The sequence below is a fragment of the Kribbella monticola genome, from assembly GCF_003261635.1.
GTDB classification, from domain to species: domain Bacteria; phylum Actinomycetota; class Actinomycetes; order Propionibacteriales; family Kribbellaceae; genus Kribbella; species Kribbella monticola.
Map to the genome: position 1 here is coordinate 64494 of NZ_QFXK01000091.1, position 23045 is coordinate 87538.

Genomic DNA, 23045 nt, shown 5'->3' on the forward strand with positions numbered 1-23045 from the left:
GGCAGTGGTTTGATGCGCCCTTCGCGGTCCCGCCGCCAGCGCGTACTACGTGCTTCGGCCTGGCCGGCCTGAGGTCACTGCGAGCAGTCGCTCGCTTGCCTTCTGCAGTCAATGCGGGCAGGGTGTCGTCATGAATTCGTGACCTACCCCGGGATCCACCCGGGCTCGAGGGAGTTTCGCCATGGGCCTTCGCCCGATCGTCGCCGGCCTGATCACGGCGGCCCTGCTGACCGCACCGCTGACCGCCTGCGGCGCGACCCCGCTACCGGCCGAGAGTTCGCTCTCGCTCCAGCGCAGTCAGGTGGCGACCCAGGCCACCGCTCCGGTCCGGACCGTGAAGATCACCAGCCTCCGGACGACCGACTACACCAAAGGCACGCTGACCGTTGCGGGCACGCTCACGCCGGCACCGGCCGCCGGTTCGCGGATCGCCCTCCAGCGCTGGTCGTCGACCGCGGGCTGGCAGGAGATCGGCCACGCGAGCTCGTCCGGCACGCAGGTGACGATCTCCGCGAACCAGCCCGGCTCGATCCGCACCTACCGGCTGGCGATCGGCCCCCAGGCGCCGTACGCCGCTGCTGCCTCCGCGCCGGCCGGCTTCTACCACTACGTCTGGCGGGGCATCTACAAGAAGCCGCTGCTCGCCACCGGCGGCAAAGGGCACCCGCAGTACAACGTCGTGTCGCCGTCCGAGGCGCCGCGCCGGGCCGAGGCGGAACTGCTTGCCGACAAGGGCGGCGTGGTCTGGGGCGACATCAACAGCGCGGGCTGCACGTGGGTGAAGAACTGGCTCGGCAACATCACCGACGGCACGATCCGCGCGTTGCTGCTGAACGGCAGCACAGTGCTGGGCACTCTCGATCAAGCGCAGGAGACCGAAGGCTGGCTGAACCGGAAGATCACCGGTGTCACCCGGCTGCGCCTGCAGATCGCCGATGTGCGTTCCGGCTACGGCCCGCAGGTCGCCACCGACTCGATGCTGCTCTGCACCAACTGAGAACCGACGGACGCCGTACGAACCAAAGGACGCCGTACGAACTAAAGTGGGCCAGGTGTCAGAGGCCTACGGAGTTGTCGCGGCGATCCTCGTCCTGGGGCTCGGCGGGCTGATCGGTGCGTTCGCGCTGAACCGTGCCCTCACCGTCACCTATCCGACGTCGGAGAAGCTCAAAACGTACGAGTCGGGGGTGGACCCGGTCGGCGAAGGCTGGGCGCAGGTCCACATCCGCTACTACCTCTACGCCTACCTGTACGTCATCTTCGCCGTCGACGCGATCTACCTCTTTCCGTGGGCGGGCGTCTACGCGGCCCTCGGCATCTCGTCGCTGATCGAGATGTTCGTCTTCCTCGCCTTCGTCACCGTCGGCCTGCTCTACGCCTACCGCAAGGGTGTCCTCACCTGGACCTGACGGCGGTGACTGTGAGTCACCTGCCCGCGCAGGGAACTATCGTTGCTCGCTCACCCTGAGTGATTGCTTCTGACAACAATATCGATCAGATGCCTTGTTATGTCACGGATTGCAATTGAGGCATCGCCAATTCGTCAGAACAAGGTTATGGTGACTACTCGGGGACACGGGGCGAATACGGGGTGGTGAGGCATGTCTTGGCAACTCTGGGTATTGGTTGGGCTGGCCGTCACAGGCGCGATCGGGTTGTTCGCGTGGAAGCTTCGGCACGCTCAAGAAGTCTTCGACCGCATCGTCCGGCAGACCGATCCGGTCGGACAGACTGATCCGGTGGCACAGGCCGATCCGGTGCGACAGGCCGTTCCGCCGGTTGACGAGGTGGCCCGTCGGCGCCTCGCCCGTACGCCGGCCCCGCGCCGCGTCGTCGGTCACCTGCCCCACATCGCCGTCCACTCCCGCCGCCACCACTGACCCCCGCTCGCAGCGCACACCGCCGCGAGCACCGAACACCGCCGCGAGCACCGAACACCGGCGCGGGCACCGAACACCGCCGCGGGCACCGAAACCTGGCGGACGCGAAAGATCGCACTTGTCCGGGAAGCCGCGAGGCGTTCGGCTCTGCGGGAGCGTGGTTGTCAGGTGCCGAGGAGGCCGTCGCGGCGGGCTACGGCGGCGGCTTCGGTGCGGGAGCGGACGCCTAGTTTGGCGAGGATGTTGGAGACGTGCACGCTGACCGTCTTCTCGCTGATGTAGAGCTCGCGGGCCAACTGCCGATTCGTCCGGCCTTCCGCCAGCAGAGCCAGCACCTCGGTCTCCCGAGCGGTCAGCGCCGCAGGTCCTTCCCCTGTCTCTGCTCCGCCGAGCTCGTCGAGCAGCGGCTTGGCGCCCAGCGTTCGCGCCACCTCGGCCGCGAGCTGCGCCTGCTCGTGCGCCTCGGTGATCCGCCCAGCCGCACGCAGCGCCGCGGACAGATGCGCCCGCGAGCGTGCCTGCTCGAAGACGTACCCGTACCCGAAGGCGTCGACCGTCCGCTGCCAGGTCGCGACATGCTCCTCGGCCGATGGCGGATCGATCCCCGCCAGCCAGCGCAGCCGCTCCCACTCCGCCTCCAGCCTGGCCAGCCAGGCGATTCCCTCGACGCCGAGCACGCGACCAGGCGGCAATCCCTTTTCCGCCGTCGCCTGCCCGTCGGCGAGCAACTCCGCGCCTCGCGCGACCAGCTCGGCGGCGGCGGTCGGCTCACTCACCACCCGATGGCTGAGCAACTGCAGGCCGAGTGCCGAGAACCGGATCTTCGCCATGAACCACTCGGTCTGGAACACCTCGGCGCACAACGTCGACACGTCAGCGATCAACTTCTCTGCCTCGGCGACCTGATCCAACGCGCGGTAAGCATCCACCGCGGGTTGCAGCCCGATGATCGGCAGCATCACGTCCAGCGACCACCATTTGCGCAGCCGCTCCAAGTCTTCGGCGACGGCGGTGTCGCCGCGACCGCCGCGCACCGCCAGGGCCACCCCTCGCAGTGATGCCTCGGCCGCGACCGGCGTCATCGTGTCGACCCGTGCCGTCTCGGCAGCGCCGTCCCAGTCGCCCAGGATGAATTGGGTCAACGCGAGCATCCGGCGAGCGTCGAACCCGTATGCCGCCCACTGACGCCCGAGCTCACCCGCCCGCTGCCAGGCATTCTCCATGGAGGCCCGTGCGTTGATCAGGTCGCCCTGCTCGTACTGCGTCGAGCCGAGTAGGAACCGGCTGCGTACTTCGGCCGCCGAGTCGCCGGCCAGCTGAGCCCGTACGGCTGCTTCTTCCAACTGCTTCACCGCGATGAGCGGGTCGCCGGCCTGGCGGCGGAGCAGGGCCAGGGTGATCCCGGCGTCACCGGCCGCGGCCTCCTGGCCGATCTCGCGGGCGATCTGGACCGCCTCCAACGCCCAGCGCTCCGCCTCCATCGGCCGGCCGAGCTGGTAACAGACATTCGCATAGAGCGAGACGACCTGGGCCTTGAACACGCTGGCCGGCTCGTCGGAGGTCAGCCGCAACGCCTGTGAGACAGCCTCGTGGGCTTCCTGGTCGTTGTCGATGTAGAGGGCGATCTCGGCCAGCGGTATCAGCAGCTGAGCCCGCTGCAGGCGCGGCGCGTCGGCCGGCAGCTCAGCCAGGGCCTTGCGGAGCAGCTTCAACGCCCGCGGTTGCTGAGCCGACAACGCGGCCGCCCTTGCGGTCTCGACGATCAGCCAGGTCTTGTCGATGCTGGCGTCCCCGGCCGCGTTGGGATAGAGCTCGAGCGCCATCTCGTAGTGCTTCAGCGCTTCCTGCGGGGCCGCGACCGAGATCGCCTCCTGCCCGGCCCGCACCCGCGCTTCGAATGCGGTCGCCAGATCGTGGGATCGCGTGGCGTGCCCGGCCAGCTCCGCCGCAGTACCGGCGACTGTTTGGTCTTTCAGTGCTTTCGCGTACGCCGCGTGTTGGCGCACCCGCTCGCCGGGCAGCAGGTCGTCGTACACAGCCTCGGCCAGCAGCGCGTGGCGGAAGTAGTAGCTCGCGTTGCCCGGGTGCTCGATGATGTGCGCGTCGATGAGCTCGCGGAGCGCGGCGTCGAGCTCGCGGTCGGGGAGTCCGGCCACCGAGGTCAGCAGGGTGTGCGGAACCCGGCGCCCGGCGACCGCGATCACGCGGGCGACCTGGCGGGCGTCGTCCGACAGCGGGTCGAGCCGAACCAGCAGGAGATCGGCAAGATCCGGCGGTACGGCGTCGGCGTCGCCCATCGACGCGGCGGCGACCAGTTCCTCGGTGAAGAAGGCGTTCCCGCCGGCGCGCTCGAGGATTCGCCGTACCTCGACCTCGGAGAGCGGCTCGGTGGTCAGCTCGTTGAGGAGCGTCAGCGACTCGTCGGCGTCCAGTGGAGCCACGTTGACCCGGCGTACCCGGGGGATGCGGGACCACTCGGCGATCGGGCGGCGGAGCGGGTGTCGCCGGTGCAGGTCGTCGCTGCGGTAGGAGATCACCAGCGCCAGTCGCTGCGAGGTGAGCCGGGTGAGCAGGAAACCGATCAGGTCCCGGGTCGAGTCGTCGGCCCAGTGCGCGTCCTCGATGATCACCAGCAGCGGCTCGCTGGTCGACAACGCGGTGAAGGCTCCGAGCACCGCGTCGAAAAGCGCGGCACGGTCCAACTGGCCTTCCTGGGGAACGGCCGGGGCACCGATCAGCCGGTGCGTGGGCAGCAGCCGGCCGATCGCGGGGAAGTTGTTCAGCACGCTGTCGACCACGTCGGGTCGCTCGCCGGCCAGCCGGCCGAAGATCTCGGTGAAAGCCAGATAGGGCAGGCCGGCGTCGCCGAAGTCGGTGCAGTGCCCGACCAGGACACCGAACCCGCGTTCGTGGGCGCCGGTGGCGACCTCGTCCAGCAGGCGGGTCTTGCCGACGCCGGCGTCGCCGGACAGCAGAACGGCGCCGGCGCGACGCGTTTTGGCGTCGTCGACGGCGCTGAGCAGGGCGGCCATCTCGGTCGAGCGGCCGACGAGAGGTGTCGAGTTCCAGGGCACGACGTCCATCTTCGCCCCTGGAGCCGACACAATTCGACGGCATCCCGTCCGCGCGGCGTCCGCGGCCGCACCAACGACTGTCCGGACACCCGTTCCGGCACCCTTTTCCCGGCCGGTGGCTGGTAAAAGAACACCGTCCCCGACCTGAACTAACTGGTCGGGGACGGTGGTCACGGCGTTCATGCGGCGTGCGTGGGTCGCAGGGCCCGGCGTGCGTGCCGGGGTTCGGGCTTCGGGGCCCGCTCCTGGCTCTCGCTCCGGGCGGTGGCCCGGAACTCGCGCTTGGTCCGCTCGTGTCGGTAGGCGGTCTCCGCCTGGATCGATTGCGTGGTGATGAACATGGTTGCCTCCCCTCAGACGTTCTTGGTGAACAGGTGGACGAGGTGCCGGCGGGCTCCGGTACGGCGAGCCGTCCGGCCGTAGTCGCGGGCGAGACGCTCGCGGCGGTAGGTGACCTCGGCCTTGACGCTGTCGGTGGTGAACATTTCTTTTGCCTCCTGGTTGTTCTCGGCTCCTTGCCGATGCCCCTAATCTGCTCGCCTGAGGAGCACCCGCACATCGGACTTCCTCCCTATCCCCGCCCCTAGCCACTCACTAGGTACTGCTCGTCAACTGGTTTCACCCCCTAGGACCCCTCCGGTACGCCGTACGCCACCACCCCGGCGGGGCCCGGAACGCGCGGCGTGGTGGGGGCGGGACGCGGCAGCGTGCTGGGGCCGGGAAACGGCAGCGCGGCCGGGTTCCGGTGGGAACCTCGGCCGCGCTGGGGGTGGATCGGGACGGGTGGTGGACGCGCGCTCACATCGCGTGCCGGGCCTGGACCGCCGGCCGGCAGACCGGCTGCGGAGTGGCCTTCGGGGCGGGCTTCTTCTGGAACCAGAGCGGGCGCCGGAAGTCCCGCCTCAGCCGCTCCTGCCGGTAGGCGATCTCCGCGTCGAGGTACTGCGACGAGTAGAACAACATCATGGTGTCCTCCGGGAGCTTGTCGATGCGACGACTCTGCTCGCCTGAGGAGTGCGGGCACATCCGCACAACTCCCTATCCAGCTCCCTAGGCCCGTCACGCCCTCCCTAGTGCACCCTTAGGAACCCCTCCAGCTCCGCTCGCGAAGGCCCTGTAGCCGGTCCCCGCCGCGTGACCGCAAGAGCCGCCGCCGCGTTGGCCCACCGGGCGGCCCCCGCCGGTTCCTTGCCTTCGGCAATCCCCGCCAGAAACGCCCCCGAATGAGCATCCCCCGCCCCGTTCAGATCCACCGCAGCCACAGCGAACCCGGCCACGCTCACAACCTCACCCTGTACTCCGAGTAGGCAACCCTCGGCTCCAACCCGCACCAACACCCCGCCCGAACCGCCGGCTTCGGAGCGGCTCCCACCTCTCGCCATCAGCTCCTTCGCAGCGTCAGTGGAGTCGTTCAAGCCGGTCATCGCCTGCGCTTCGGCCCGGTTGCAACTGAGCCAATCCGCTCGGGCGAGAACGGGTTCGAGCGCGGTTGAGGGGATGTCGGCAACCAACGGACCGGGATCGAAGAAGACGTGTACGCCGGCCGGGATCGTCGCCAGCCAAGGAATCAAGGCGTCCCGGTTGGCGTCGTGGAGCAGGCTGTAGCCGGAGAGATACACCAGGTCGTCGAGTCCGGGCTGCAGCAGATCGGTACTGCGCAACGTGGCCTCGGCGCCGGGGCTGGTGACGAAGGTTCGTTCGCCGGAGGAATCGACCAGGGTGACCACGAAGCCGGTGTCGAGGTCCCTTCTTGCCGGCAGCAACCAGTCGATGCCTTCCGCGAGCAGGGCTGCCCGGGCTCGATCGCCGAAAGGTCCGGTGCCGAGCGGGCCGCCGTACAGGGTGGTCAGGCCCAGGCGGGATGCGGCGGCCATGACGTTGAAGCCGCCACCGGGCGAAGCCGTCGTACTGGTCGCGATCACGTCACCGCCGCGGACCGGAAGGTCGCCGACGGTGAGGACCAGGTCGACGACGACGTTGCCGAGGTGGACCAGTCTCATGCGTCGCGTACTTCGAGGAGCCGGGCGGCCAGGTCGTCCAGGTACAGGTTGTTGACCTGGGCAACGGTTCGCCGGGCGTCGGCCGGGAAGGCGTCGAGGCCGTGGCAGGCGCCGGCGATCGCTCCGGCGATCGCGGCGATGGTGTCGGTGTCACCGCCGACCGATGCGGCCAGCCGGCAGACCAGCCACGGATCGTCCGGGTAGGCGGCGAGGACGGCGAACGCTGCCGGTACGGACTCCTGGCTGGCGAGGCTGGTGCCGATGAGGTCGTACACCAGTGCGGACACGGCGCCCGGCCGAGGAGGGGTAGTACCAGGCGCCGTGTCGATCAGGGGAGTGCCGGTGAGCGTCGGGTCCGCACGATCTGCCGATGTGATGAGGGAGGTGGCCCAGGCAATGCGGGTGGCGACGTCTGCGCCGGCTGTCCAGTGGCCGTGTCCGGCTGCGGCCGAAGCCGCCTGGATCGCGAGGGGGATCGCTTCAATCACGGTGGCGCCGTCGATGCCGGCGCTGACGGCGGTTGCGACGGCTGCGGCCGCTGAGAGGGCGAGGCCGGTGTTGTGGGTCGCCGCGCTGGCTGCGACCACGCGGTCGAGCAGGAGACCGTTGAAGTGAAGTGAGGTCGCGATACCGACGGGCGTGATGCGCATCGCGGCGCCGTTGGTGGTGCCGAAGCGGCCGGTTTCGGTGATGTCTGTCCCGGCCAGCAGTTCGTCGATCGCTCGCTTCGTGGACGGGCCGAGGAGGTCCAGCGAGCCGCGAGCGCGCATCGAGTCTTCCCAGGCGAGGAGTTTGCGCGCCAGTTCGTGGCCGTCGATCTTGCCGTGCGACGAGACCACGAGTTCGCCGAGGAGCATTGCTTGTTCGGTGTCGTCGGTGATCGCGCCGGCCGGCATCCCGGCGGCCAGCGGCTGGTCGTCGGGGGCCGGATGGAAACCGTCGAGCAGTTCGCCGTACCGGTCGACGATGAGGGCCCGGGGCAACGATTGGGTCGGCATGCCGAGGGCGTCGCCGATCGCCAGGCCGTAAAGGGCGCCGGCGGCACGCGCCGTACGGGAAGGGGTCACTGGGTGGTTCCGGTGTAGGTGTGGCTGAGTTCGAAGTGCTGGGGGTCGAGCAGGCTGTCGACCTGCTCGGCGAAGCGGTCGTCGGCGGTCCAGCTCGTGCGGCGGGTGTGCAGGAACCACGTGCCGGGCGGTCGCTGCAGCAACGCGGCCTCTTCCTCGTCCAGTGGACGGCCACGGAGGCGTTGCCGGCCGTGGTCGAGGTGGAGACCGGCGTGGCCGAGGGTCGCGATGATCGAGTCGTTCAGCAGTCCCCGCGACGGCAGGTCGCGGAGCTCGCCGATCGCGGGGATGCGGCTGCGCTCGATCGAGATCGGTTCGCCGCCGATGATCACCCGGAGCCGCTCGATCACGATCAGGTCGGGCGATTCCAGGCCCACCCGCTCGGTCAGCACCGGGTCCTGCACGAGCGCGAGCCGTAGTACGCGGACGTGGGTCTCGACTCCTTGGGCTGCCAGGGCGTGGGTCCAGCCGAGCCGGTCGTCGAGCGGGCGGCCGTCGAAGAGGACGAACGATCCCTTGCCGGTCCGGGTGGTGATCAGGCCGTCTTCGTTCAGTACTGCGAGCGCCGAGCGGACCGTGTTCCGGCTGACGGCGAACCTTTTCGCCAGCTCGACCTCGCCGGGCAGTTGATCGCCGTGCCCGACCCGGCCCGACCGGATCTCCCGGGCCAGGATCGATGCGATCCGCTCGTGTTTGAGGTTCACGCCTCGGATCACTGCTGCCCCGCGCGATTCACCAGCTCGTCGACCGTGACGACCTCGAGCATGGGGGAGTAGAGGCGCATCAGGTCGATCGCCTTGCGGTGACTGGCCTCGTCCACTCCGGCACACGCGTCCTCGACCACCTGTACCGCGACGCCCGCGTCGACCGCGGCCAGTGCGGTCGTGAGCACGCAGCAGTCCGTGGTCACCCCGCTGAGCACGAGTTGCCCGTTGGCGGCTGCCGCGAGTTCGGGGCCCCACTTGCCGAAGGTCGTCTTGTCGAGCGTCGGGGCGCCGCGGAACTCGTCGACCAGCTGGTAGGCGTACGAATCGGGGGGCTGGAGCGCGAACGGCCACTGTTCGTAGTACGGGATCCAGGAGCCGGTCGGGTGCTCGGGCGCGATGAAGCGGGTGAAGACGACGTCGTCGCCGAACAGCTCGACCAGTCGCTGGGTCGGTTTCACCACGCGCTGGAAGTCCGGGGTGGCCCAGCCGCTCTCGGGTTCGGCGAAGATGCGTTGCAGGTCGATGACCGCCAGCACCATCAGGCCACCGCCTCTTGTTCCTGCACGGTACGCCGGCCCGCCAGCAGCTGGACGACGAACGCGACGACGAGCGCGAACAACACGCCGAGGTTGGCGAAGGCCCAGGTGCCCTGCTTGCCGCCGAGTCCGAGCGGGCCGAGCAGATAGCCCTGCCAGGTCAGCCAGTGCGCGCTGGCGTTGGTGACCAGGCCCCAGCCGATCGCGGTGGTCACCACAATGATTGCTATCGGCAACCAGCGGATGTCGCCGTACCGGCCGGTGCGGTCGAACAGCTCCGCCTCGGCGTAGTCACGCCGGCGACTCGCGATGTCGGCCAGCATGATGCCGCACCAGGCCGCGACCGGGACGCCGAGCGTGATCAGGAAGCCGGTGAACTGACCGAGGAACTCGTCGCCGAAGAACACCACGTAGACGGTGCCGGCGATCATGATGACGCCGTCGACGAAGGCCGCGACGTACCGCGGTACGGGCAGTCCGACCGAGAGCAGGGCGAGCCCGGAGGAGTAGATGTCGAGGACGGCGCCGCCGACGAGGCCGAGCACCGCGACGATCACGAACGGCACCAGGAACCACGTCGGCAGTGCCTTGGCGAGAGCACCGATCGGGTCCGCGGCGATCGCGGCCGACAGATCCGTCGACGAACCGGCAAGCAGCAGGCCGAAGACCAGCAGCACGATCGGCGCGAGCGAGGAGCCGAAGGTGGTCCAGCCGACCACGCCGGTGCTGGACGAGGAGCGCGGCAGGTAGCGCGAGTAGTCGGCCGCCGCGTTGACCCAGCCGAGGCCGAACCCGGTCATCAGGAAGACCAGCGCGCCGATCACCGCCTGGGTCGAGCCGTTCGGCAGGTCGCTCACCTTGCTCCAGCTGACCTGGTCCGCGACGAGCACGATGTAGACGACGGTGAGCACGCCCGTGACGATCGTGATGACCGTCTGCATCCGCATGATCAGGTCGAAACCGAGCACACCGCACGCGACGATCAAGGTGCCGACGACAACGAGCGCGATCACCTTGGTGATCCCGCCGCCACCCCAGCCGAGCCGCTCGAACACGGTCGCCGTCGCGAGCGTGGCGAGGATGGTCAGCACGGTTTCCCAGCCGACGGTCAGCAGCCAGGAGATGAGCGAAGGCAGTTTGTTGCCCCGTACGCCGAAGGCCGCGCGGCTCAGCACCATCGTCGGCGCGGATCCGCGCTTGCCGGCCAGCGCGATCAGGCCACAGAGCAGGAACGAGAAGACGATGCCGGCCAGACCGGCGATCACCGCCTGCCAGAACGAGATGCCGAAGCCGAGCGCGAACGCCCCGTAGCTCAGCCCGAGCACCGACACGTTGGCGCCGAACCAGGGCCAGAACAGGTGACTCGGCCTGCCTTTGCGGTCCGCGTCGTCAATCACGTTCAACCCGTTGAGCTCCACCTGCAGAGCCCGTACCTCGCCCGGCTCGACCTGCACCTGATCGGTCATCGGCTCTCCATCGCTCTTTCGGAATGAACCTGTCCAGTCCTGTTCAATCAAGCTACGACGCCACCCGCCGCCGGTCAAGGAGTTTGACCTAGAGGTCGCTCTAGCACCTAGCGTCTGGAGTCCGACCTGGAGGAGATGGCTGTGAAGAGGTTCGAGAACCGGGTGGCTTTCGTCACCGGAGCCGCGCACGGCATCGGCCGCGCGACCGTACTGCGCCTTGCGGCCGAAGGTGCCGCCGTCGGAGCGGCAGATGTCGATGCCGAGGGGACGGCCTCCGTGGTCGCCGAGGTCAACGACGCCGGTGGGTCTGCCATGGCGGTCGGTTGCGACATCACCGACACCGCTTCGGTCGAGGCGGCGGTGGCGGCGACCGTCGAACGGTTCGGGCGACTCGACGTACTGGCCAATGTCGCCGGGCACAACATCGGTGGTCTCGAGGGAGGCGAACCTGCTGAGGAGCAGTGGGGTCGGCAATACGACTTCACCTTCACCGGCGCGGTCCGCTGCATCAAGACGTCGCTGCCGCACCTGATGGCGTCGCGCGGTGCGGTCGTTCTGGTCGGCTCGATCAGCGCGGAGGTTGCCCTCGGCACCGCCCCGTACGCCGCTGCGAAGGCGGCCGTCGCGAACCTCGTCCGGAATCTGGCCGCCGACCACGGGCCACACGGCGTCCGCTTCAACGTGGTGGCCCCGGGGACGGTTGCGACCGATCGGTTTCTCGGCAAGGAGAAGTTGCTGGACGAGCTGAAGGCGATCTATCCGCTCGGCCGGGTCGGGCAGCCCGAGGACGTGGCGGCCGCCATCGCCTTCCTCGGCTCCGACGACGCGGCCTGGATCACCGGAATCACGTTGCCGGTCGAGGGCGGTCTGACAACAGGCCCAGGTCATCTCCTCGACAAGATCGGGTGATTCTCCGGCGGCGGGCCGGGCCGCCGGACCATGATGGGGCGTATGCCGAACAGTGCTGCGGTGGACGGGTTCTCGTTGGCGTACGACCGGGACGGTGAAGGGCCTGCCGTGGTGTTGTTGCACGGCTGGCCTGGGGATCGGACGGATTACCGGCTGCTCGCGCCGATGCTGGTGGAGCAGGGGTGCGAAGTCGTCGTACCCGATCTGCGCGGGTTCGGGGAGTCGGACAAGCACGAGGCCGACGCGGCGACGCAGTACGGGCTTGCTGGGCAGGCGCGGAGTGTCCTGGGGCTGATCGAGGAGTTGGGGCTCGAGCGGCCGGTGCTGGCCGGGTACGACATCGGGAGCCGGATCGCGCAGGCGATCGCGCGGAGTCGGCCCGACGCGATCCGGGGGCTGGTGGTGGCGCCGCCGTTGCCGGGGATCGGGAAGCGGGTGTTCTCGGAGCACGCGCAGGCGGAGTTCTGGTACCAGGCGTTCCACAAGTTGCCGCTGATCGAGGAGTTGGTCGACGGGAACGCCGACGCGGTACGGGCTTATCTGCGGCACTTCTGGACGCATTGGTCTGGGCCTGGTTTCGAGCCGTCGCTGGACCACTTGGTGGAGGTCTACTCGGCTCCCGGGGCTTTCACGGCGTCGATCAACTGGTACCGGGCGGGGGCCGGGTCGGTCGCGACCTCGGCTGCCGAGACGGCGCCGGCGCGGTACGACCGGATCGGCGTACCGACGGTGGTGTTGTGGCCCGAGTTCGATCCGCTGTTCCCGCGGGCGTGGTCGGACCGGCTGGACGACTTCTTCAGTGACGAGCGGCTCCGGTTCGTCGACGGGGTCGGGCACTACGCGCCGCTGGAATACCCGGAGATCCTCGCCGAGGAGATTGTCGGACTAGGCTGAGCCCATGCCTGACAGCCCCGTCCATCTGCCGACGCCGACCGTCCGGCCGGCCGTCGGCGCGCTGGCGAAGCTGGCCCCCGAGCCGGTGCGGTACCTGCTCAACTGGGGCCGCAAGTACTCGCTCTGGGTGTTCAACTTCGGGCTCGCCTGCTGCGCGATCGAGTTCATCGCGGCCTCGATGGGGCGGCACGACTTCATCCGGCTCGGTGTCATCCCGTTCGCGCCGGGGCCGCGGCAGGCCGATCTGATGGTCGTCTCGGGCACGGTGACGGACAAGATGGCGCCGGCGATCAAGCGGCTCTACGACCAGATGCCGGAGCCGAAGTACGTGATCTCGTTCGGCTCGTGCTCGAACTCGGGCGGGCCGTACTGGGATTCGTACTGCGTGACGAAGGGCGTCGACCAGATCATCCCGGTGGACGTCTACGTGCCGGGCTGCCCGCCGCGGCCGGAAGCGTTGCTCCAGGGCATCCTCAAGCTGCAGGAGAAGATCGCCGGCGAGAACGTCACCAGCCGGTACGAACCGTCCGTTGGTGCATTGACCCGCGGCCTGGTCGCTCCTGGGCAGGGCTCCTCGATCGCTTCTTCCTCGGGTGCTCCGGGGTCGGCTTCGGGTGCTGCGGCTGACGGCGTGGGTTCGGCGTGAGCGATCAGGTGCTTGCCGCGTTGACTGCGGCGGGGATCGAGGCGACCGCCTCCGACAGCTTCGGCCCGCAGGCGTACGACGTACCGGCTGCTGCTTGGGTCGCGGCTCATGAGGTACTGCGGGACGAGGTCGGGCTCACCTTCTTCGACTTCCTGACCGCGAGCGACGAACTCGGGGACGGCTTTCGGGTGGTGACGCACCTGGCCGACTTCTGGGGCGGCTCGCACGTCGAGCACGTGATGGTGCGGACGCTGATCCCGCGGGCGACGCCGCAGCTCGCGTCGCTGGCCGAGGTGTACGCCGGCGCGAACTGGCACGAGCGCGAGACCGCCGAGATGTTCGGCATCACCTTCGACGGTCACCCGAACCTCGTCCCGCTGCTCCTGCCCGACGGCTTCGAGGGCAACCCGCTGCGCAAGGAGTTCGTCCTCGCCTCCCGCGTCGCCAAGCCCTGGCCGGGTGCCAAGGAACCAGGCGAATCCGACCACGCCCCCACCCCCAAACCAGGCGCCCCCAGCCGCCGCCGCACCCTCCCCCCAGGCGTCCCCGACCCCGAATCCTGGGGCCCCCGCCCACCAGGCACCCCCGACCCAGACCCCCTCGCCCCCGCCCTCACCGCCGCCACCCCAACCCGCCCCCGCCGCTCCCCAGCCGAACGCCGCACCCGCAGCACCACGCCCCCCACCGACGCCGCGTCACCAGGCGCGCCTGCCACACCGCCCGCTGACGCGCCATCACCACCAGTGGCGCCCGCCCCACCAGCCGACCCAGCTTCGCCCACGCCCCCACCCACCCCGGAACCAACCGACCGCCCGACCGAAACCCCCGACGCCTAAGGCCGGGTCCACAGCTCTGGTCAGTCGTGGAAAGCGGGGGCGTGTTCTTCGGCCCAGGTGCGGTAGGTGAGGGCCGGGCGGTTGAGGAGGGTGGGGACTGTGGGGGTGACTGGTTCCGGGTTGGTGACGAGGGAGGACCAGTAGGCGACTGAGGACTCGGCGAGGGTGGGGTCGGCGCCGAGGGCGAGCATGGCCTGGCGGGCTTCGGCTGGGGTCTGTTCCTCGATGCGCATCGGTTTGCCGGTGACCTCGCTGAGGATGGCGATCTGCTGGGTCTGGGTGAGCACCTCGGGGCCGGTCAGCACGTATTTCTGGCCGATGTGCTTGTCGTCCAGCAATGTGACGACCGCGACCGCCGCGATATCGCGCTCGTGGATCAGCGACCGCCCCGCCTCCGGCGACGCAACCCGTACGACGTTTCCGCGGCGGAACTCGTCTGCCCAGCCGAGCGTGTTGACCGCGAAACCACCGGCCCGCAGGAACGTCCAGTCCGAGCCGATCAGCAGGTCCTCGAGCTGCCCCCAGACCCCGTTCGCGGCGGGCGGTTGATCGTCGCGCACGCTCATCGATGACAGGTAGACGACCCGCGAGACCTGCTCGGTCAGCGCCGCGACCACGGGCTGCGCACCTTCGGCGCTGAACGACGGCCACAGCAAAAAAGCCGCATCCACCCCGGCCGCGGCCCGCTCGACAGTCGCCGCGTCGGTGATGTCGCCCTGCACCACCTCAACAGCCTCGGGCAGCGCGGCACCAGCCGGATTGCGAACCAGCGCGCGCACCGTAGTACCGGCTTCCAGCAGGCCCTGTACTACGTGGCGCCCGACGCGCCCGGTTGCTCCGGTGACGAGGATCGTGGTCATTCCAGCTCCTTCAGACGGTTGTTTGTCCACACCCTGCGACCTCAACATTGGTTCAGGTCAAGCAAGACTCGATAGGCTGCGCGCATGCTCGAGTTCGTGGTGCGGGTCGTCGGCGTGCTGGTCGCGTTCCTGGTGACCCCGTTGCTGGTCGGCCAGGCCGAGCACAAGGTGATGGCGCACATGCAGTCGCGGCTCGGCCCGATGTACGCCGGTGCCTTCCACGGGTGGGCGCAACTGGTCGCCGACGGGGTGAAGTTCGTCCAGAAGGAGAGCGTGACCCCTGCCGCGGCGGACCGGCGGGTCTTCGAGTGGGCGCCGATCGTCGCGATCCTGCCGTACATGGCGGCAATGGCCGCGATCCCGATCGCGCCCGGCATCGTCGGCGCGGACCTCGACTCGGGCCTGTTCTTCGTCCTCGCGGTGATGTCCGTCGGCGTGCTCGGCTCGCTGATGGCCGGCTGGGCCAGCGGCAACAAGTACAGCCTGCTCGGCGGTCTCCGCGTCGCGGCCCAGCTCATGAGCTACGAGCTGCCGTTCGTGCTGTCGGCAGCCAGCGTCGCGGTCGCCGCCGGCACGCTGAGCCTGAGCGGCATCGTCCACCAGTGGAACCCGTGGTGGATCCTCTGGCAGTTACCCGGTCTCATCGTGTTCTTCATCGCCGGCCTCGCCGAGCTGCAGCGACCTCCCTTCGACATGCCGGTGGCGGACTCGGAAGTGATCTTCGGTCCCTACACGGAGTACACCGGACTCCGCTTCGCCATGTTCCTGCTCGCCGAGTACGCCGGGATCGTGGTGCTGGCCGGCCTGACCACCGTGCTGTTCCTCGGCGGCTGGAGCGGTCCCGGACCCGACGGACTCGGCTGGCTCTGGACGGCGATCAAGGTCGCGATCGTCTCCCTCGTCGTCATCTGGGTCCGGGTCGCCTTCCCCCGCATGCGCGCCGACCAACTCCAGAAACTGGCCTGGCAGGCCCTCGTCCCCTTGGCCCTGCTCCAACTGGCTCTCACCGGCATCGGCGTCGCAGTCTTCTACTGAGCCCACGACGTACTACGACGCCGCCAGTACTACGGCGTCGCCGGCTGGCCGAGGGTTACGGCGTCGCCAGCGCCTCGGTCGGGGCGAGCCGGGACGCGCGGATCGCCGGGTAGAGGCCGGCCAGGCCGCCGATCACCAAGGTCGACGCGAAGCCGCCGAGCAACGCCCACACCGGGATCACCGTCAGCCAGTTCTGGTACGCCGCGTACCCGGCGGTGACCGCGCTGCCGAGCACGGCTCCGCCGGCACCACCCAACGCGGACAACAGCAACGACTCGGTCAGGAACTGCGTCCGCACCTGTCCGCGGGTAGCGCCCAGGGATCGCCGCAGCCCGATCTCGGCCCGGCGTTCGAGCACGGAGATCACCATGATGTTGGCAACGCCGACCCCGCCGACGAGCAGCGCGACCGCACCGAGCCCGAGCAGCAGCCCGGTGAACGCCTCACCCGCGGCCTGTTTCGCCGCGAGCGCATCGGACGGACGCGACACCTCGACCTCGTTCGGTGCCTCGGGGTTGGCTGTCGCCCCGAGGACGGAGCGGACCGCGTCGACCTGGGAATCCTGCGACCTGGTGTAGATCCTGGTCGCGTGTCCGTCGAAGCCGAGCGTCGTGTCGGCAGCGGGCCACCCGATCAACGCGGCGCTGTCGAGTTCGGGGGCGAGCGCGGCCGGCTGGAGGATTCCGATCACGGTGAACCAGCGGTTGCCGATCAGCACCTGAGTGTCCGGCCGGCTGATCCCGAGCCGTTCGGCCGCGGCCGAGCCGAGCACGGTCGCCGGATACCTGCCGGTCGCCGCGTCGAGCCAGCGGCCGCTGCGAAGGGTGCCGCCGACCGTGGCGAGGAGGTCGACGCGGGCGGCGTACGGGACGATCCCGTTGGTTTCGACCGTAGGGATCCGGTCGGTGCGGTAGACGTTCTTGTCGTTCACGCGGCCGATCGCGGACTGCTCCAGGACGGGGCCGATCCGGCCGACCATCGCCTCGGCGGTGAGTGGCAGCTGCGCCTGTGAGCCGGTCAGCGTCGTCCCGGGAGTGACGGTCAGCAGATTGGTGCCAAGGGCATCGAGGGTGTTGTTCAGCTCTGCCTGCGAGGACGAGGAGATGCCGACCACGGAGACCATCGCGCCGATCCCGATCGCGATTCCCAGCGCGGACAGGAACGCTCGCAGTGGCCGGGTCCTCAGCCCCACCGCGCCGACCCGCACGACGTCTCCCGCCCAGAGCCGGGCCGGACGCAAGACCTCGGGCGGCCTCAGCTCAGTGGCCGCCATCAGGCGGCCTCGGGGAGCAGGTGCCCGTCCCGCATGGCGAGCCGGCGGGGGAGCGAGGCGGCGATGTCGCGATCATGGGTGATGACGACGACCGTCGTACCGGCGGCGTTCAGGTCGCGGAGCAGTTGCATCACGCCGGCGCCGGACACCGAGTCGAGTGCGCCGGTCGGCTCGTCTGCGAGAAGGAGCGCGGGATCGCCCGCCACAGCGCGGGCGACGGCGACCCGTTGCCGCTCGCCGCCGGAGAGTTCGTGCGGTCGGTGGTGCAGCCGATGTCCTAGGCCGACCCGTTCCAGCGCTGCCTCGGCCCGGCGACGCCGTTCGCCCCGGCGCAGACCGGAGTACAGCAACCCGTCCGCGACGTTGTCCAGGGCCCGTACCCCGGCCGCGAGGTGGAACTGCTGGAACACGAAACCGATCCGGCTCGCTCGCAAGGCCGACAAGCCGGCGTCGGACAGCCGCGCCACGTCGTACCGGTCGATCCGCACCCGGCCGGTGGTCGGCCGGTCGAGCGTGCCCAGCACGTTCAGCATCGTCGACTTGCCGGAACCGGACGGCCCGACGATCGCGACCAGCTCGCCCGCCTCGATCCGCAACGACACACCGGCCAGCGCGCTGACCCCGCCCGGATAGATCTTGGTCACCTCGGTCAACTCGATCACTTCGGCACCCCCACTCTCGTCCCCGCGGCGATCCCGGCACCGCTGATCTCGACCCGTCCTGCTGCGAACATCCCGGTCTTCACCGGCGCGTACTGCGAACCGTCGGCGCCGACGACCTCGACACCGAAACCGCCCTCCTGCAACGCGAGCAGCGCGGCGACCGGGACGGTCAGCACGTTCTTCCGCTCCGAGGCCGTGAACTCCACATCGACCGAAGCCGGCGCCGGCGCCTTCTGGTTGCTGATAGCAACAAGTACTTCGAACTTCGTCGTCGGCTCCTGGTCCGGAGCGGCGGCCGGGACGATCTTCGTGGACACCTCGTCGATCCGGCCCGCGACCGTACTGTCGTCGGGCAAGGTGACCGACACTTTGGCGCCGCGCTTCGCCAGCCGCTGATCGGCGGCGTCGAGTTCGACGGTGACAGCCTTGGTCGTGCCCGTGTAGGTCAACACCGGCTGTCCGGGCGCGATGGGCGCGCCCAGTGACGCCGCGAGGCTGTCCACCCGCACTGGGCCGTCGGTGAAGACGATCTGGCCGAGTTCGACCGCCCCTGTTTCGTCGAAGCCGCGGTCCTCCTGCCACTCCTCGACGGCGTTGGCCGTGGCCGACGTGTACTCGTCGTCGACCGTGAACCCGGTGTACCCGAGATTCTTGAGGTTCTGCTCGAGTTGCAGGACGTCTGGCCCCTCGATGCCGACTGCGAGCCGCCGGTACGCCGGCAGGGCGCCGTACATGATGCTGGTGGGTTCGTTGTTCACCTTGTAGAGCGCCTGGCCGCGACTGAGGGCCTGGCCGGTATCGGGGAGCCAGGTGATGGTGCCGGGCTTGCGACTGACCGCGGAGGTCGTGGTGCCGTAGCCCAGCTCACCGTCGACGGTCTCGCTGTCGGTGAGGGTCTGGCGTGTCACCTCGGCCGTCTTAGGCGGCAGAGCAACGGTGTTCTTGTCCGCGGCCTGACTGCTGTCGGACCGGCTGAGCAGAACGGCTGTCAACGCGCCCCCGGCTGCCAGCGCCACTACGACCAGTACTGCGCGCCGCGGCATCACTTGCCCGCCAGGATGGGCTGACAGGTCTCCTGGGCCTTCTGCAGGTCCGGGTCGTCCGCGGTCGCCTTGTCGATCAGGATCCCGCGCTGACCAGGCTTCGGGTCGGGGAACTTCTCGACCCCGTTCTTCCGCATGCACTCCGCGAACTTCCGCCCGTTCTCCTCCGCCTGCGGATTGGCGTTGTTCGACCCGTCGGCCTGCGGGTCGTACTGCTTGCAGGCCTCCATGGCCTTGTCGACGTCCTCCTTGCTGACGCCGCTACTGGGGTCGATCTTGAGCTGGATACCCTTGCCCGGTTCGGGATCTTTGACGTCGATCCCGTTCTCGCGCAGGCACTGGGCGAACTTGACGCCCAACTCGTCCCGGCTCAGGCTCGCCGGCGCGCTGCTCGGGCCGGCCGCCGCCTGGCTGCCGTTGCCCGAGGCCACCTGCTTGTCGTCGGTCCCGGTCCCGCAACCGGTCAGGGTCACGGCCAGGACGATCGCGGCCAGGGCGCCGAGGGTGTGCTGTCGCTTCACGGTGTCTCCTTCTGAGTTGGCTGACCTGCCCCAGCCAAGGGAGCCCGGCGTTTCCCTGGCGTTTCCAGTCGTCGCTAACGCGGAGGAAACACCGCGGTCGGAGATCATGGGAGAACCGAGGAGAGGGTGGCGCTCGAATGCGGGTACTGGTGGCCGAGGACGAACCGTTGCTCGCGGCAGCGATCGCGGAGTGGTTGCGCGACGAGGCGCACGCCGTCGACCTGGCCGCCGACGGCTCGGCGGCGCTCGAACGGTTGACGGTCAACGAGTACGACGTACTGGTGCTGGACCGGGATCTTCCGCGTGTTCACGGAGACGACGTCTGCCGTGAACTGGTGGCGTCCGGATCGGCCACCCGGGTGCTGATGCTGACGGCCGCGGCGGCGATCAACGACCGGGTGGAGGGGCTCGGTCTCGGTGCGGACGACTACCTGACCAAGCCGTTCGCGTTCGCCGAGCTGGCTGCTCGCGTGCAGGCATTGGGACGCCGAAGCCGTCCCGCGGATCCACCTGTACTACGGCGCAACGGGCTGACGCTGGATCCGGCTCGGCACGAGGTGTTCCGGGACGGTCGGTATGTGCCGCTGGCGAAGAAGGAGTTCGCCGTACTGGCCGAGCTGCTTCGGGCCGACGGGGCCACGGTGTCTGCTGAGCAGCTGTTGGAGAAGGCCTGGGACGAGCATGTCGACCCGTTCACCGGGGCTGTGCGGCTGACGATCCTCAAGCTCCGCCGCAAGCTCGGCGAGCCTGCGGTGGTCGAGACCGTCACGGGAGTGGGGTACCGGATCCCGTGAAGCACCTGTCCCTTCGCGCCCGGCTGACCCTGATCTACGGCGGGCTGTTCATGGTGGCCGGCATGCTGTTGCTCGGCCTCACCTATGCCCTGTTCAACCAGCAGCTGTCGTCGGACCATCGGATGATCATCAAGGGCACGTACCTGACGCCTGCTCCGAGCGGCGCGACGCCGACCAAACAGCCGCAGAAGGAATTGGTCGTCCTCAACAGCGCGGGTGACGTCCTCACCGGAGCAGACGCCGAGCGGGTGATGAACGAGCAGCGCGATCAGGTGCGCTCGGCCGCGACGGAGTCTCTGCTGACTCAAGGCGCGATCGCGCTCCTGCTGGTCGGCGGTCTGGCCGCCGGGTCCGGCTGGCTCGTCGCGGGTCGCGTCCTCGCGCCGCTGTACCGCGTCACGGACACCGCCCGCCGGATCGCGACGGCGCCGGCGGCCGGGCGCGGACTGCACGAGCGGATCGCGCTGAGCGGACCGGACGACGAGGTGAAGAATCTCGCCGACGCGTTCGACACGATGGTGGAGCGGCTGGACCACTCGTTCGACGGGCAGCGCCGGTTCGTCGCGAACGCCTCGCACGAACTCCGTACGCCGCTCACGGTCGGCCGGGCGCTGGTGGAGGTCGCCATGCACCGGCGATCGGCCTCGGCGGATGTGAAGCAGCTGGGCGAGAGTCTGCTGGCGATCAACCACCGGCACGAGCAGTTGATCAGCGGCTTGCTGATCCTCGCCGATTCGGAGAAGGAGCTGACGGATCGCTACCCGGTGAACCTGGCCGATGTGGTCGGGCACGTGGTGGCCCAGTCGGCGAGCGAAGCCGCGGCCGCGGACGTCGAAGTACGGGCTGATCCGGGCGATGGGCCGACGTCGGGGGACGCGTTGTTGCTCGAACGGCTGGTGCACAACCTGGTCGAGAACGCGATCCGGCACAACCGGGCCGGCGGATGGGTCGAGGTCAGCAGCCGGCGGGCGGCCGATCAGGTCGAGGTCGAGGTGGCGAACAGCGGGGCCGACATCCCGCCGTACGAGGTGGAAGGGTTGTTCAAGCCGTTCCATCGGCTGAACGACGACCGGCTGGTCTCGGCGAAAGGCGCCGGGCTGGGGTTGTCGATCGTCCGGTCCGTGGCCGAGGCGCACGGTGGATCGGTCCGGGCCCGGGCACGTGAAGGTGGTGGACTCGTGGTGATCGTGACGTTGCCTGTCGATCCGGGATGAGCCCGTTCGTGTAGTGGGTGAGACCGAATCTCTGGAGGACCTCGTGAAGAAGTACCTGCTCAGCATCTACCAGCCGGACGGGCCGCCGCCGGAGCCGGCGGTGCTCGAACCGATCATGCAGAACCTGACCAGCCTGGCCGACGAGATGCGCGCGGCCGGGTCCTGGGTGATGGACGCGGGACTCCATCCGCCGGAGTCGGCGACCGTACTGCGGGCCGCGGGTGAGGAGTTGCTCGTCACGGACGGTCCGTTCACCGAGGGCAAGGAGCACCTCGGCGGGTTCATGATCATCCAGGCCGAAGATCTCGACGAGGCGCTGGACTGGGCCCGCAGGCTCGCCCGGATCCTCGAGCCGCTGTCGATCGAAATCAGACCCGTCGTCTGATGCCTGTTTCGGCAGCGGACATCGCCGGTGTCTTCCGGGCCGAGCACGGTCGGGCCGTCGCCGTACTGGCTCGCGTCTTCGGTGATCTCGACATCGCCGAGGACGCAGTACAGGAAGCGTTTGCGGCGGCGCTGGAGAAATGGGTCGAAGGGCTGCCGCCGAGCCCGGCCGGCTGGATCATCACCACCGCACGCAATCGCGCGATCGACCGGTTGCGGCGAGAGGCGTCGCGGGAGGACAAGCACGCGCAGGCGGCGCTGCTGCATGCCCAGGACGAGCCAGTGGAGGAGGGTGTCGTGCGTGACGACCGGCTGCGGTTGATCTTCACCTGCTGCCACCCGGCGCTGGCCTTGAACGTCCGCGTGGCGCTGACTCTGCGCCTGCTCGGCGGCCTCACCACTTCGGAGATCGCCCACGCGTTTTTGGTGCCTGAGGCAACGATGGCGCAGCGGCTGGTGCGGGCGAAGGCGAAGATCCGTACGGCGGGAATCCCGTATCGCGTGCCGTACGAGGCTGATCTGCCGGAGCGGGTGCGCGGCGTACTGGTTGTCGTGTACTTGATCTTCAACGAGGGGTACGCCGCTTCGTCGGGCGACGAGCTGATCCGCTCGGAGCTCTGCCTCGAGGCGATCCGGCTCGGCCGGCTGCTCGTCTCGCTGATGCCCGACGAGCCCGAAGCCGTCGGTCTGCTCGCGCTCATGTTGCTGCAGGAATCACGCCGACCGGCGCGAGTCGGGGCTGACGGCGCGCTGATCCCGCTCCCGCAACAAGACCGCTCACTGTGGGACCGCGACTTGGTCGCGGAGGGTCACGAGCTCGTACGCCGTTGCCTTCGCCGAGGCGCGCCAGGTCCGTACCAACTCCAGGCGGCGATCAACGCCGTCCACAGCGAAGCGGCTTCGGCCTCCGACACGGCGTGGGACCAGATCGTCCAGCTCTACGACCATCTCCTGGCCCTCACCCCCACCCCGATCGTCGCCCTCAACCGAGCAGTCGCTGTAGCCGAGGTCGACGGCCCCCTCGCGGCCCTCACCCTCGTCGACGACCTCGACCTCGGCAACTACTACCTCTTCCACGCCATCCGGGCCGACCTCCTAACCCGCCTCCACCGCTTCCCGGAAGCCGTCGCCGCCTACGACGCAGCCATCACCTTGACCACCAACACCACCGAACAAGCCTTCCTCACCCACCAACGGGCGAGGCTGACCTGAATCCGAATCTCCAGCGCTGACCAACCCCTCGC

26 protein-coding genes are annotated in these 23045 nt (G+C 69.1%); 12 read left to right on the top strand and 14 right to left on the bottom strand.

What is annotated here, in order from left to right; translation table 11 throughout:
- Window positions 1–181: 181 nt before the first annotated feature.
- The 3 genes from DIZ26_RS35855 to DIZ26_RS35865 all read left to right on the top strand — a co-directional run bounded on the left by DIZ26_RS35855 (window position 182) and on the right by DIZ26_RS35865 (window position 1880).
- Entirely contained in the window at window positions 182–997 is an 816-nt protein-coding gene (locus DIZ26_RS35855; protein WP_112249022.1) for a hypothetical protein, read from the top strand.
- Between the two features lie 55 nt (window positions 998–1052).
- Window positions 1053–1409: an NADH-quinone oxidoreductase subunit A gene (locus DIZ26_RS35860; protein ID WP_232828903.1), complete on the top strand. Its 357-nt coding sequence runs from the start codon at window positions 1053–1055 to the stop codon at window positions 1407–1409.
- A gap of 192 nt (window positions 1410–1601) precedes the next feature.
- The gene (locus tag DIZ26_RS35865; protein ID WP_112249024.1) at window positions 1602–1880 is read left to right on the top strand and encodes a hypothetical protein; all 279 of its coding nucleotides are present in this window, start codon (window positions 1602–1604) and stop codon (window positions 1878–1880) included.
- Between the two features lie 164 nt (window positions 1881–2044).
- On the opposite strand, the gene DIZ26_RS35870 is transcribed toward DIZ26_RS35865, so the two are convergent.
- The 9 genes from DIZ26_RS35870 to DIZ26_RS35900 all read right to left on the bottom strand — a co-directional run bounded on the left by DIZ26_RS35870 (window position 2045) and on the right by DIZ26_RS35900 (window position 10730).
- Window positions 2045–4963, bottom strand: a complete 2919-nt coding sequence (locus tag DIZ26_RS35870; protein WP_112249025.1) for a helix-turn-helix transcriptional regulator — start codon at window positions 4961–4963, stop codon at window positions 2045–2047.
- A gap of 170 nt (window positions 4964–5133) precedes the next feature.
- A complete protein-coding gene (locus DIZ26_RS37700; protein ID WP_157979929.1) occupies window positions 5134–5295 on the bottom strand; it encodes a hypothetical protein in 162 nt (53 codons plus the stop codon).
- A 12-nt stretch (window positions 5296–5307) separates the two neighbouring features.
- Entirely contained in the window at window positions 5308–5439 is a 132-nt protein-coding gene (locus DIZ26_RS38680) for a hypothetical protein (RefSeq protein WP_269815419.1), read from the bottom strand.
- 313 nt (window positions 5440–5752) lie between these two features.
- Window positions 5753–5980 (bottom strand): hypothetical protein, encoded by a 228-nt coding sequence (locus DIZ26_RS35875; RefSeq protein WP_112249026.1) that lies wholly within the window; start codon window positions 5978–5980, stop codon window positions 5753–5755.
- 44 nt (window positions 5981–6024) lie between these two features.
- Window positions 6025–6954: a PfkB family carbohydrate kinase gene (locus DIZ26_RS35880; RefSeq protein ID WP_112249027.1), complete on the bottom strand. Its 930-nt coding sequence runs from the start codon at window positions 6952–6954 to the stop codon at window positions 6025–6027.
- A complete protein-coding gene (locus DIZ26_RS35885) occupies window positions 6951–8021 on the bottom strand; it encodes an ADP-ribosylglycohydrolase family protein (protein WP_112249028.1) in 1071 nt (356 codons plus the stop codon). The genes DIZ26_RS35880 and DIZ26_RS35885 overlap by 4 nt, the downstream gene beginning before the upstream one ends.
- The gene (locus DIZ26_RS35890) at window positions 8018–8725 is read right to left on the bottom strand and encodes a GntR family transcriptional regulator (protein ID WP_112249099.1); all 708 of its coding nucleotides are present in this window, start codon (window positions 8723–8725) and stop codon (window positions 8018–8020) included. Before DIZ26_RS35890 ends, DIZ26_RS35885 begins: the two co-directional genes overlap by 4 nt.
- Window positions 8726–8733: 8 nt before the next feature.
- Window positions 8734–9267 (bottom strand): cysteine hydrolase family protein, encoded by a 534-nt coding sequence (locus DIZ26_RS35895; RefSeq protein ID WP_112249029.1) that lies wholly within the window; start codon window positions 9265–9267, stop codon window positions 8734–8736.
- Window positions 9267–10730 (bottom strand): purine-cytosine permease family protein, encoded by a 1464-nt coding sequence (locus DIZ26_RS35900; protein WP_112249030.1) that lies wholly within the window; start codon window positions 10728–10730, stop codon window positions 9267–9269. The genes DIZ26_RS35895 and DIZ26_RS35900 overlap by 1 nt, the downstream gene beginning before the upstream one ends.
- A 141-nt stretch (window positions 10731–10871) precedes the next feature.
- Here DIZ26_RS35900 and DIZ26_RS35905 point away from each other — a divergent pair, with 141 nt between their 5' ends.
- From DIZ26_RS35905 to DIZ26_RS35920, 4 genes are read left to right on the top strand one after another with little or no spacing between them, the layout of a single operon-like run.
- Window positions 10872–11639, top strand: coding sequence for an SDR family NAD(P)-dependent oxidoreductase (locus DIZ26_RS35905; RefSeq protein ID WP_198676474.1), 768 nt, complete (start codon window positions 10872–10874; stop codon window positions 11637–11639).
- Between the two features lie 42 nt (window positions 11640–11681).
- Complete coding sequence (locus tag DIZ26_RS35910) at window positions 11682–12533, top strand: alpha/beta fold hydrolase (RefSeq protein WP_112249032.1); 852 nt, start codon at window positions 11682–11684, stop codon at window positions 12531–12533.
- Window positions 12534–12537: 4 nt separating this feature from the next.
- Window positions 12538–13179: an NADH-quinone oxidoreductase subunit B gene (locus DIZ26_RS35915; RefSeq protein WP_112249033.1), complete on the top strand. Its 642-nt coding sequence runs from the start codon at window positions 12538–12540 to the stop codon at window positions 13177–13179.
- Entirely contained in the window at window positions 13176–14015 is an 840-nt protein-coding gene (locus tag DIZ26_RS35920) for an NADH-quinone oxidoreductase subunit C (protein ID WP_112249034.1), read from the top strand. Before DIZ26_RS35915 ends, DIZ26_RS35920 begins: the two co-directional genes overlap by 4 nt.
- A 20-nt stretch (window positions 14016–14035) precedes the next feature.
- On the opposite strand, the gene DIZ26_RS35925 is transcribed toward DIZ26_RS35920, so the two are convergent.
- Window positions 14036–14875, bottom strand: a complete 840-nt coding sequence (locus tag DIZ26_RS35925) for an SDR family oxidoreductase (RefSeq protein ID WP_112249035.1) — start codon at window positions 14873–14875, stop codon at window positions 14036–14038.
- Window positions 14876–14959: 84 nt separating this feature from the next.
- On the opposite strand from DIZ26_RS35925, the gene DIZ26_RS35930 reads away from it, so the two are divergent.
- Window positions 14960–15910, top strand: a complete 951-nt coding sequence (locus tag DIZ26_RS35930; RefSeq protein WP_112249036.1) for a complex I subunit 1/NuoH family protein — start codon at window positions 14960–14962, stop codon at window positions 15908–15910.
- Between the two features lie 55 nt (window positions 15911–15965).
- Here the strand turns inward: DIZ26_RS35930 and DIZ26_RS35935 are convergent, their stop codons facing one another.
- Genes DIZ26_RS35935 through DIZ26_RS35950 form a run of 4 tightly spaced genes read right to left on the bottom strand, consistent with a single transcriptional unit; the run spans window position 15966 to window position 19409 of the window.
- On the bottom strand, window positions 15966–17183 hold the full coding sequence (locus DIZ26_RS35935; RefSeq protein WP_112249037.1) for an ABC transporter permease: 1218 nt from the start codon (window positions 17181–17183) through the stop codon (window positions 15966–15968).
- On the bottom strand, window positions 17183–17845 hold the full coding sequence (locus DIZ26_RS35940; protein ID WP_112249038.1) for an ABC transporter ATP-binding protein: 663 nt from the start codon (window positions 17843–17845) through the stop codon (window positions 17183–17185). The genes DIZ26_RS35935 and DIZ26_RS35940 overlap by 1 nt, the downstream gene beginning before the upstream one ends.
- Window positions 17842–18888: an efflux RND transporter periplasmic adaptor subunit gene (locus DIZ26_RS35945; protein WP_112249039.1), complete on the bottom strand. Its 1047-nt coding sequence runs from the start codon at window positions 18886–18888 to the stop codon at window positions 17842–17844. The genes DIZ26_RS35940 and DIZ26_RS35945 overlap by 4 nt, the downstream gene beginning before the upstream one ends.
- Window positions 18888–19409 carry a hypothetical protein gene (locus DIZ26_RS35950; protein WP_112249040.1) on the bottom strand — a complete coding sequence of 174 codons (522 nt, stop codon included), beginning with the start codon at window positions 19407–19409 and terminating at the stop codon, window positions 18888–18890. The genes DIZ26_RS35945 and DIZ26_RS35950 overlap by 1 nt, the downstream gene beginning before the upstream one ends.
- A gap of 137 nt (window positions 19410–19546) precedes the next feature.
- On the opposite strand from DIZ26_RS35950, the gene DIZ26_RS35955 reads away from it, so the two are divergent.
- From DIZ26_RS35955 to DIZ26_RS35970, 4 genes are read left to right on the top strand one after another with little or no spacing between them, the layout of a single operon-like run.
- Window positions 19547–20203: a response regulator transcription factor gene (locus tag DIZ26_RS35955; RefSeq protein ID WP_112249041.1), complete on the top strand. Its 657-nt coding sequence runs from the start codon at window positions 19547–19549 to the stop codon at window positions 20201–20203.
- Window positions 20200–21417 carry a sensor histidine kinase gene (locus DIZ26_RS35960; protein WP_232828905.1) on the top strand — a complete coding sequence of 406 codons (1218 nt, stop codon included), beginning with the start codon at window positions 20200–20202 and terminating at the stop codon, window positions 21415–21417. The genes DIZ26_RS35955 and DIZ26_RS35960 overlap by 4 nt, the downstream gene beginning before the upstream one ends.
- A gap of 43 nt (window positions 21418–21460) precedes the next feature.
- Window positions 21461–21802, top strand: coding sequence for a YciI family protein (locus DIZ26_RS35965; RefSeq protein WP_112249100.1), 342 nt, complete (start codon window positions 21461–21463; stop codon window positions 21800–21802).
- Window positions 21802–23013, top strand: a complete 1212-nt coding sequence (locus tag DIZ26_RS35970) for an RNA polymerase sigma factor (protein WP_112249042.1) — start codon at window positions 21802–21804, stop codon at window positions 23011–23013. Before DIZ26_RS35965 ends, DIZ26_RS35970 begins: the two co-directional genes overlap by 1 nt.
- Window positions 23014–23045 lie beyond the last annotated feature (32 nt).

Excerpts from the sequence above, each read along its gene's own strand:
- DIZ26_RS35855 (WP_112249022.1), top strand. The coding sequence starts at position 182 with ATGGGCCTTCGCCCGATCGTCGCCGGCCTGATCACGGCGGCCCTGCTG.
- DIZ26_RS35865 (WP_112249024.1), top strand. The coding sequence starts at position 1,602 with ATGTCTTGGCAACTCTGGGTATTGGTTGGGCTGGCCGTCACAGGCGCG.
- DIZ26_RS35870 (WP_112249025.1), bottom strand. The coding sequence starts at position 4,963 with ATGGACGTCGTGCCCTGGAACTCGACACCTCTCGTCGGCCGCTCGACC.
- DIZ26_RS37700 (WP_157979929.1), bottom strand. The coding sequence starts at position 5,295 with ATGTTCATCACCACGCAATCGATCCAGGCGGAGACCGCCTACCGACAC.
- DIZ26_RS38680 (WP_269815419.1), bottom strand. The coding sequence starts at position 5,439 with ATGTTCACCACCGACAGCGTCAAGGCCGAGGTCACCTACCGCCGCGAG.
- DIZ26_RS35875 (WP_112249026.1), bottom strand. The coding sequence starts at position 5,980 with ATGTGCCCGCACTCCTCAGGCGAGCAGAGTCGTCGCATCGACAAGCTC.
- DIZ26_RS35880 (WP_112249027.1), bottom strand. The coding sequence starts at position 6,954 with ATGAGACTGGTCCACCTCGGCAACGTCGTCGTCGACCTGGTCCTCACC.
- DIZ26_RS35895 (WP_112249029.1), bottom strand. The coding sequence starts at position 9,267 with ATGGTGCTGGCGGTCATCGACCTGCAACGCATCTTCGCCGAACCCGAG.
- DIZ26_RS35900 (WP_112249030.1), bottom strand. The coding sequence starts at position 10,730 with ATGACCGATCAGGTGCAGGTCGAGCCGGGCGAGGTACGGGCTCTGCAG.
- DIZ26_RS35910 (WP_112249032.1), top strand. The coding sequence starts at position 11,682 with ATGCCGAACAGTGCTGCGGTGGACGGGTTCTCGTTGGCGTACGACCGG.
- DIZ26_RS35915 (WP_112249033.1), top strand. The coding sequence starts at position 12,538 with ATGCCTGACAGCCCCGTCCATCTGCCGACGCCGACCGTCCGGCCGGCC.
- DIZ26_RS35925 (WP_112249035.1), bottom strand. The coding sequence starts at position 14,875 with ATGACCACGATCCTCGTCACCGGAGCAACCGGGCGCGTCGGGCGCCAC.
- DIZ26_RS35930 (WP_112249036.1), top strand. The coding sequence starts at position 14,960 with ATGCTCGAGTTCGTGGTGCGGGTCGTCGGCGTGCTGGTCGCGTTCCTG.
- DIZ26_RS35935 (WP_112249037.1), bottom strand. The coding sequence starts at position 17,183 with ATGGCGGCCACTGAGCTGAGGCCGCCCGAGGTCTTGCGTCCGGCCCGG.
- DIZ26_RS35945 (WP_112249039.1), bottom strand. The coding sequence starts at position 18,888 with ATGCCGCGGCGCGCAGTACTGGTCGTAGTGGCGCTGGCAGCCGGGGGC.
- DIZ26_RS35955 (WP_112249041.1), top strand. The coding sequence starts at position 19,547 with ATGCGGGTACTGGTGGCCGAGGACGAACCGTTGCTCGCGGCAGCGATC.
- DIZ26_RS35970 (WP_112249042.1), top strand. The coding sequence starts at position 21,802 with ATGCCTGTTTCGGCAGCGGACATCGCCGGTGTCTTCCGGGCCGAGCAC.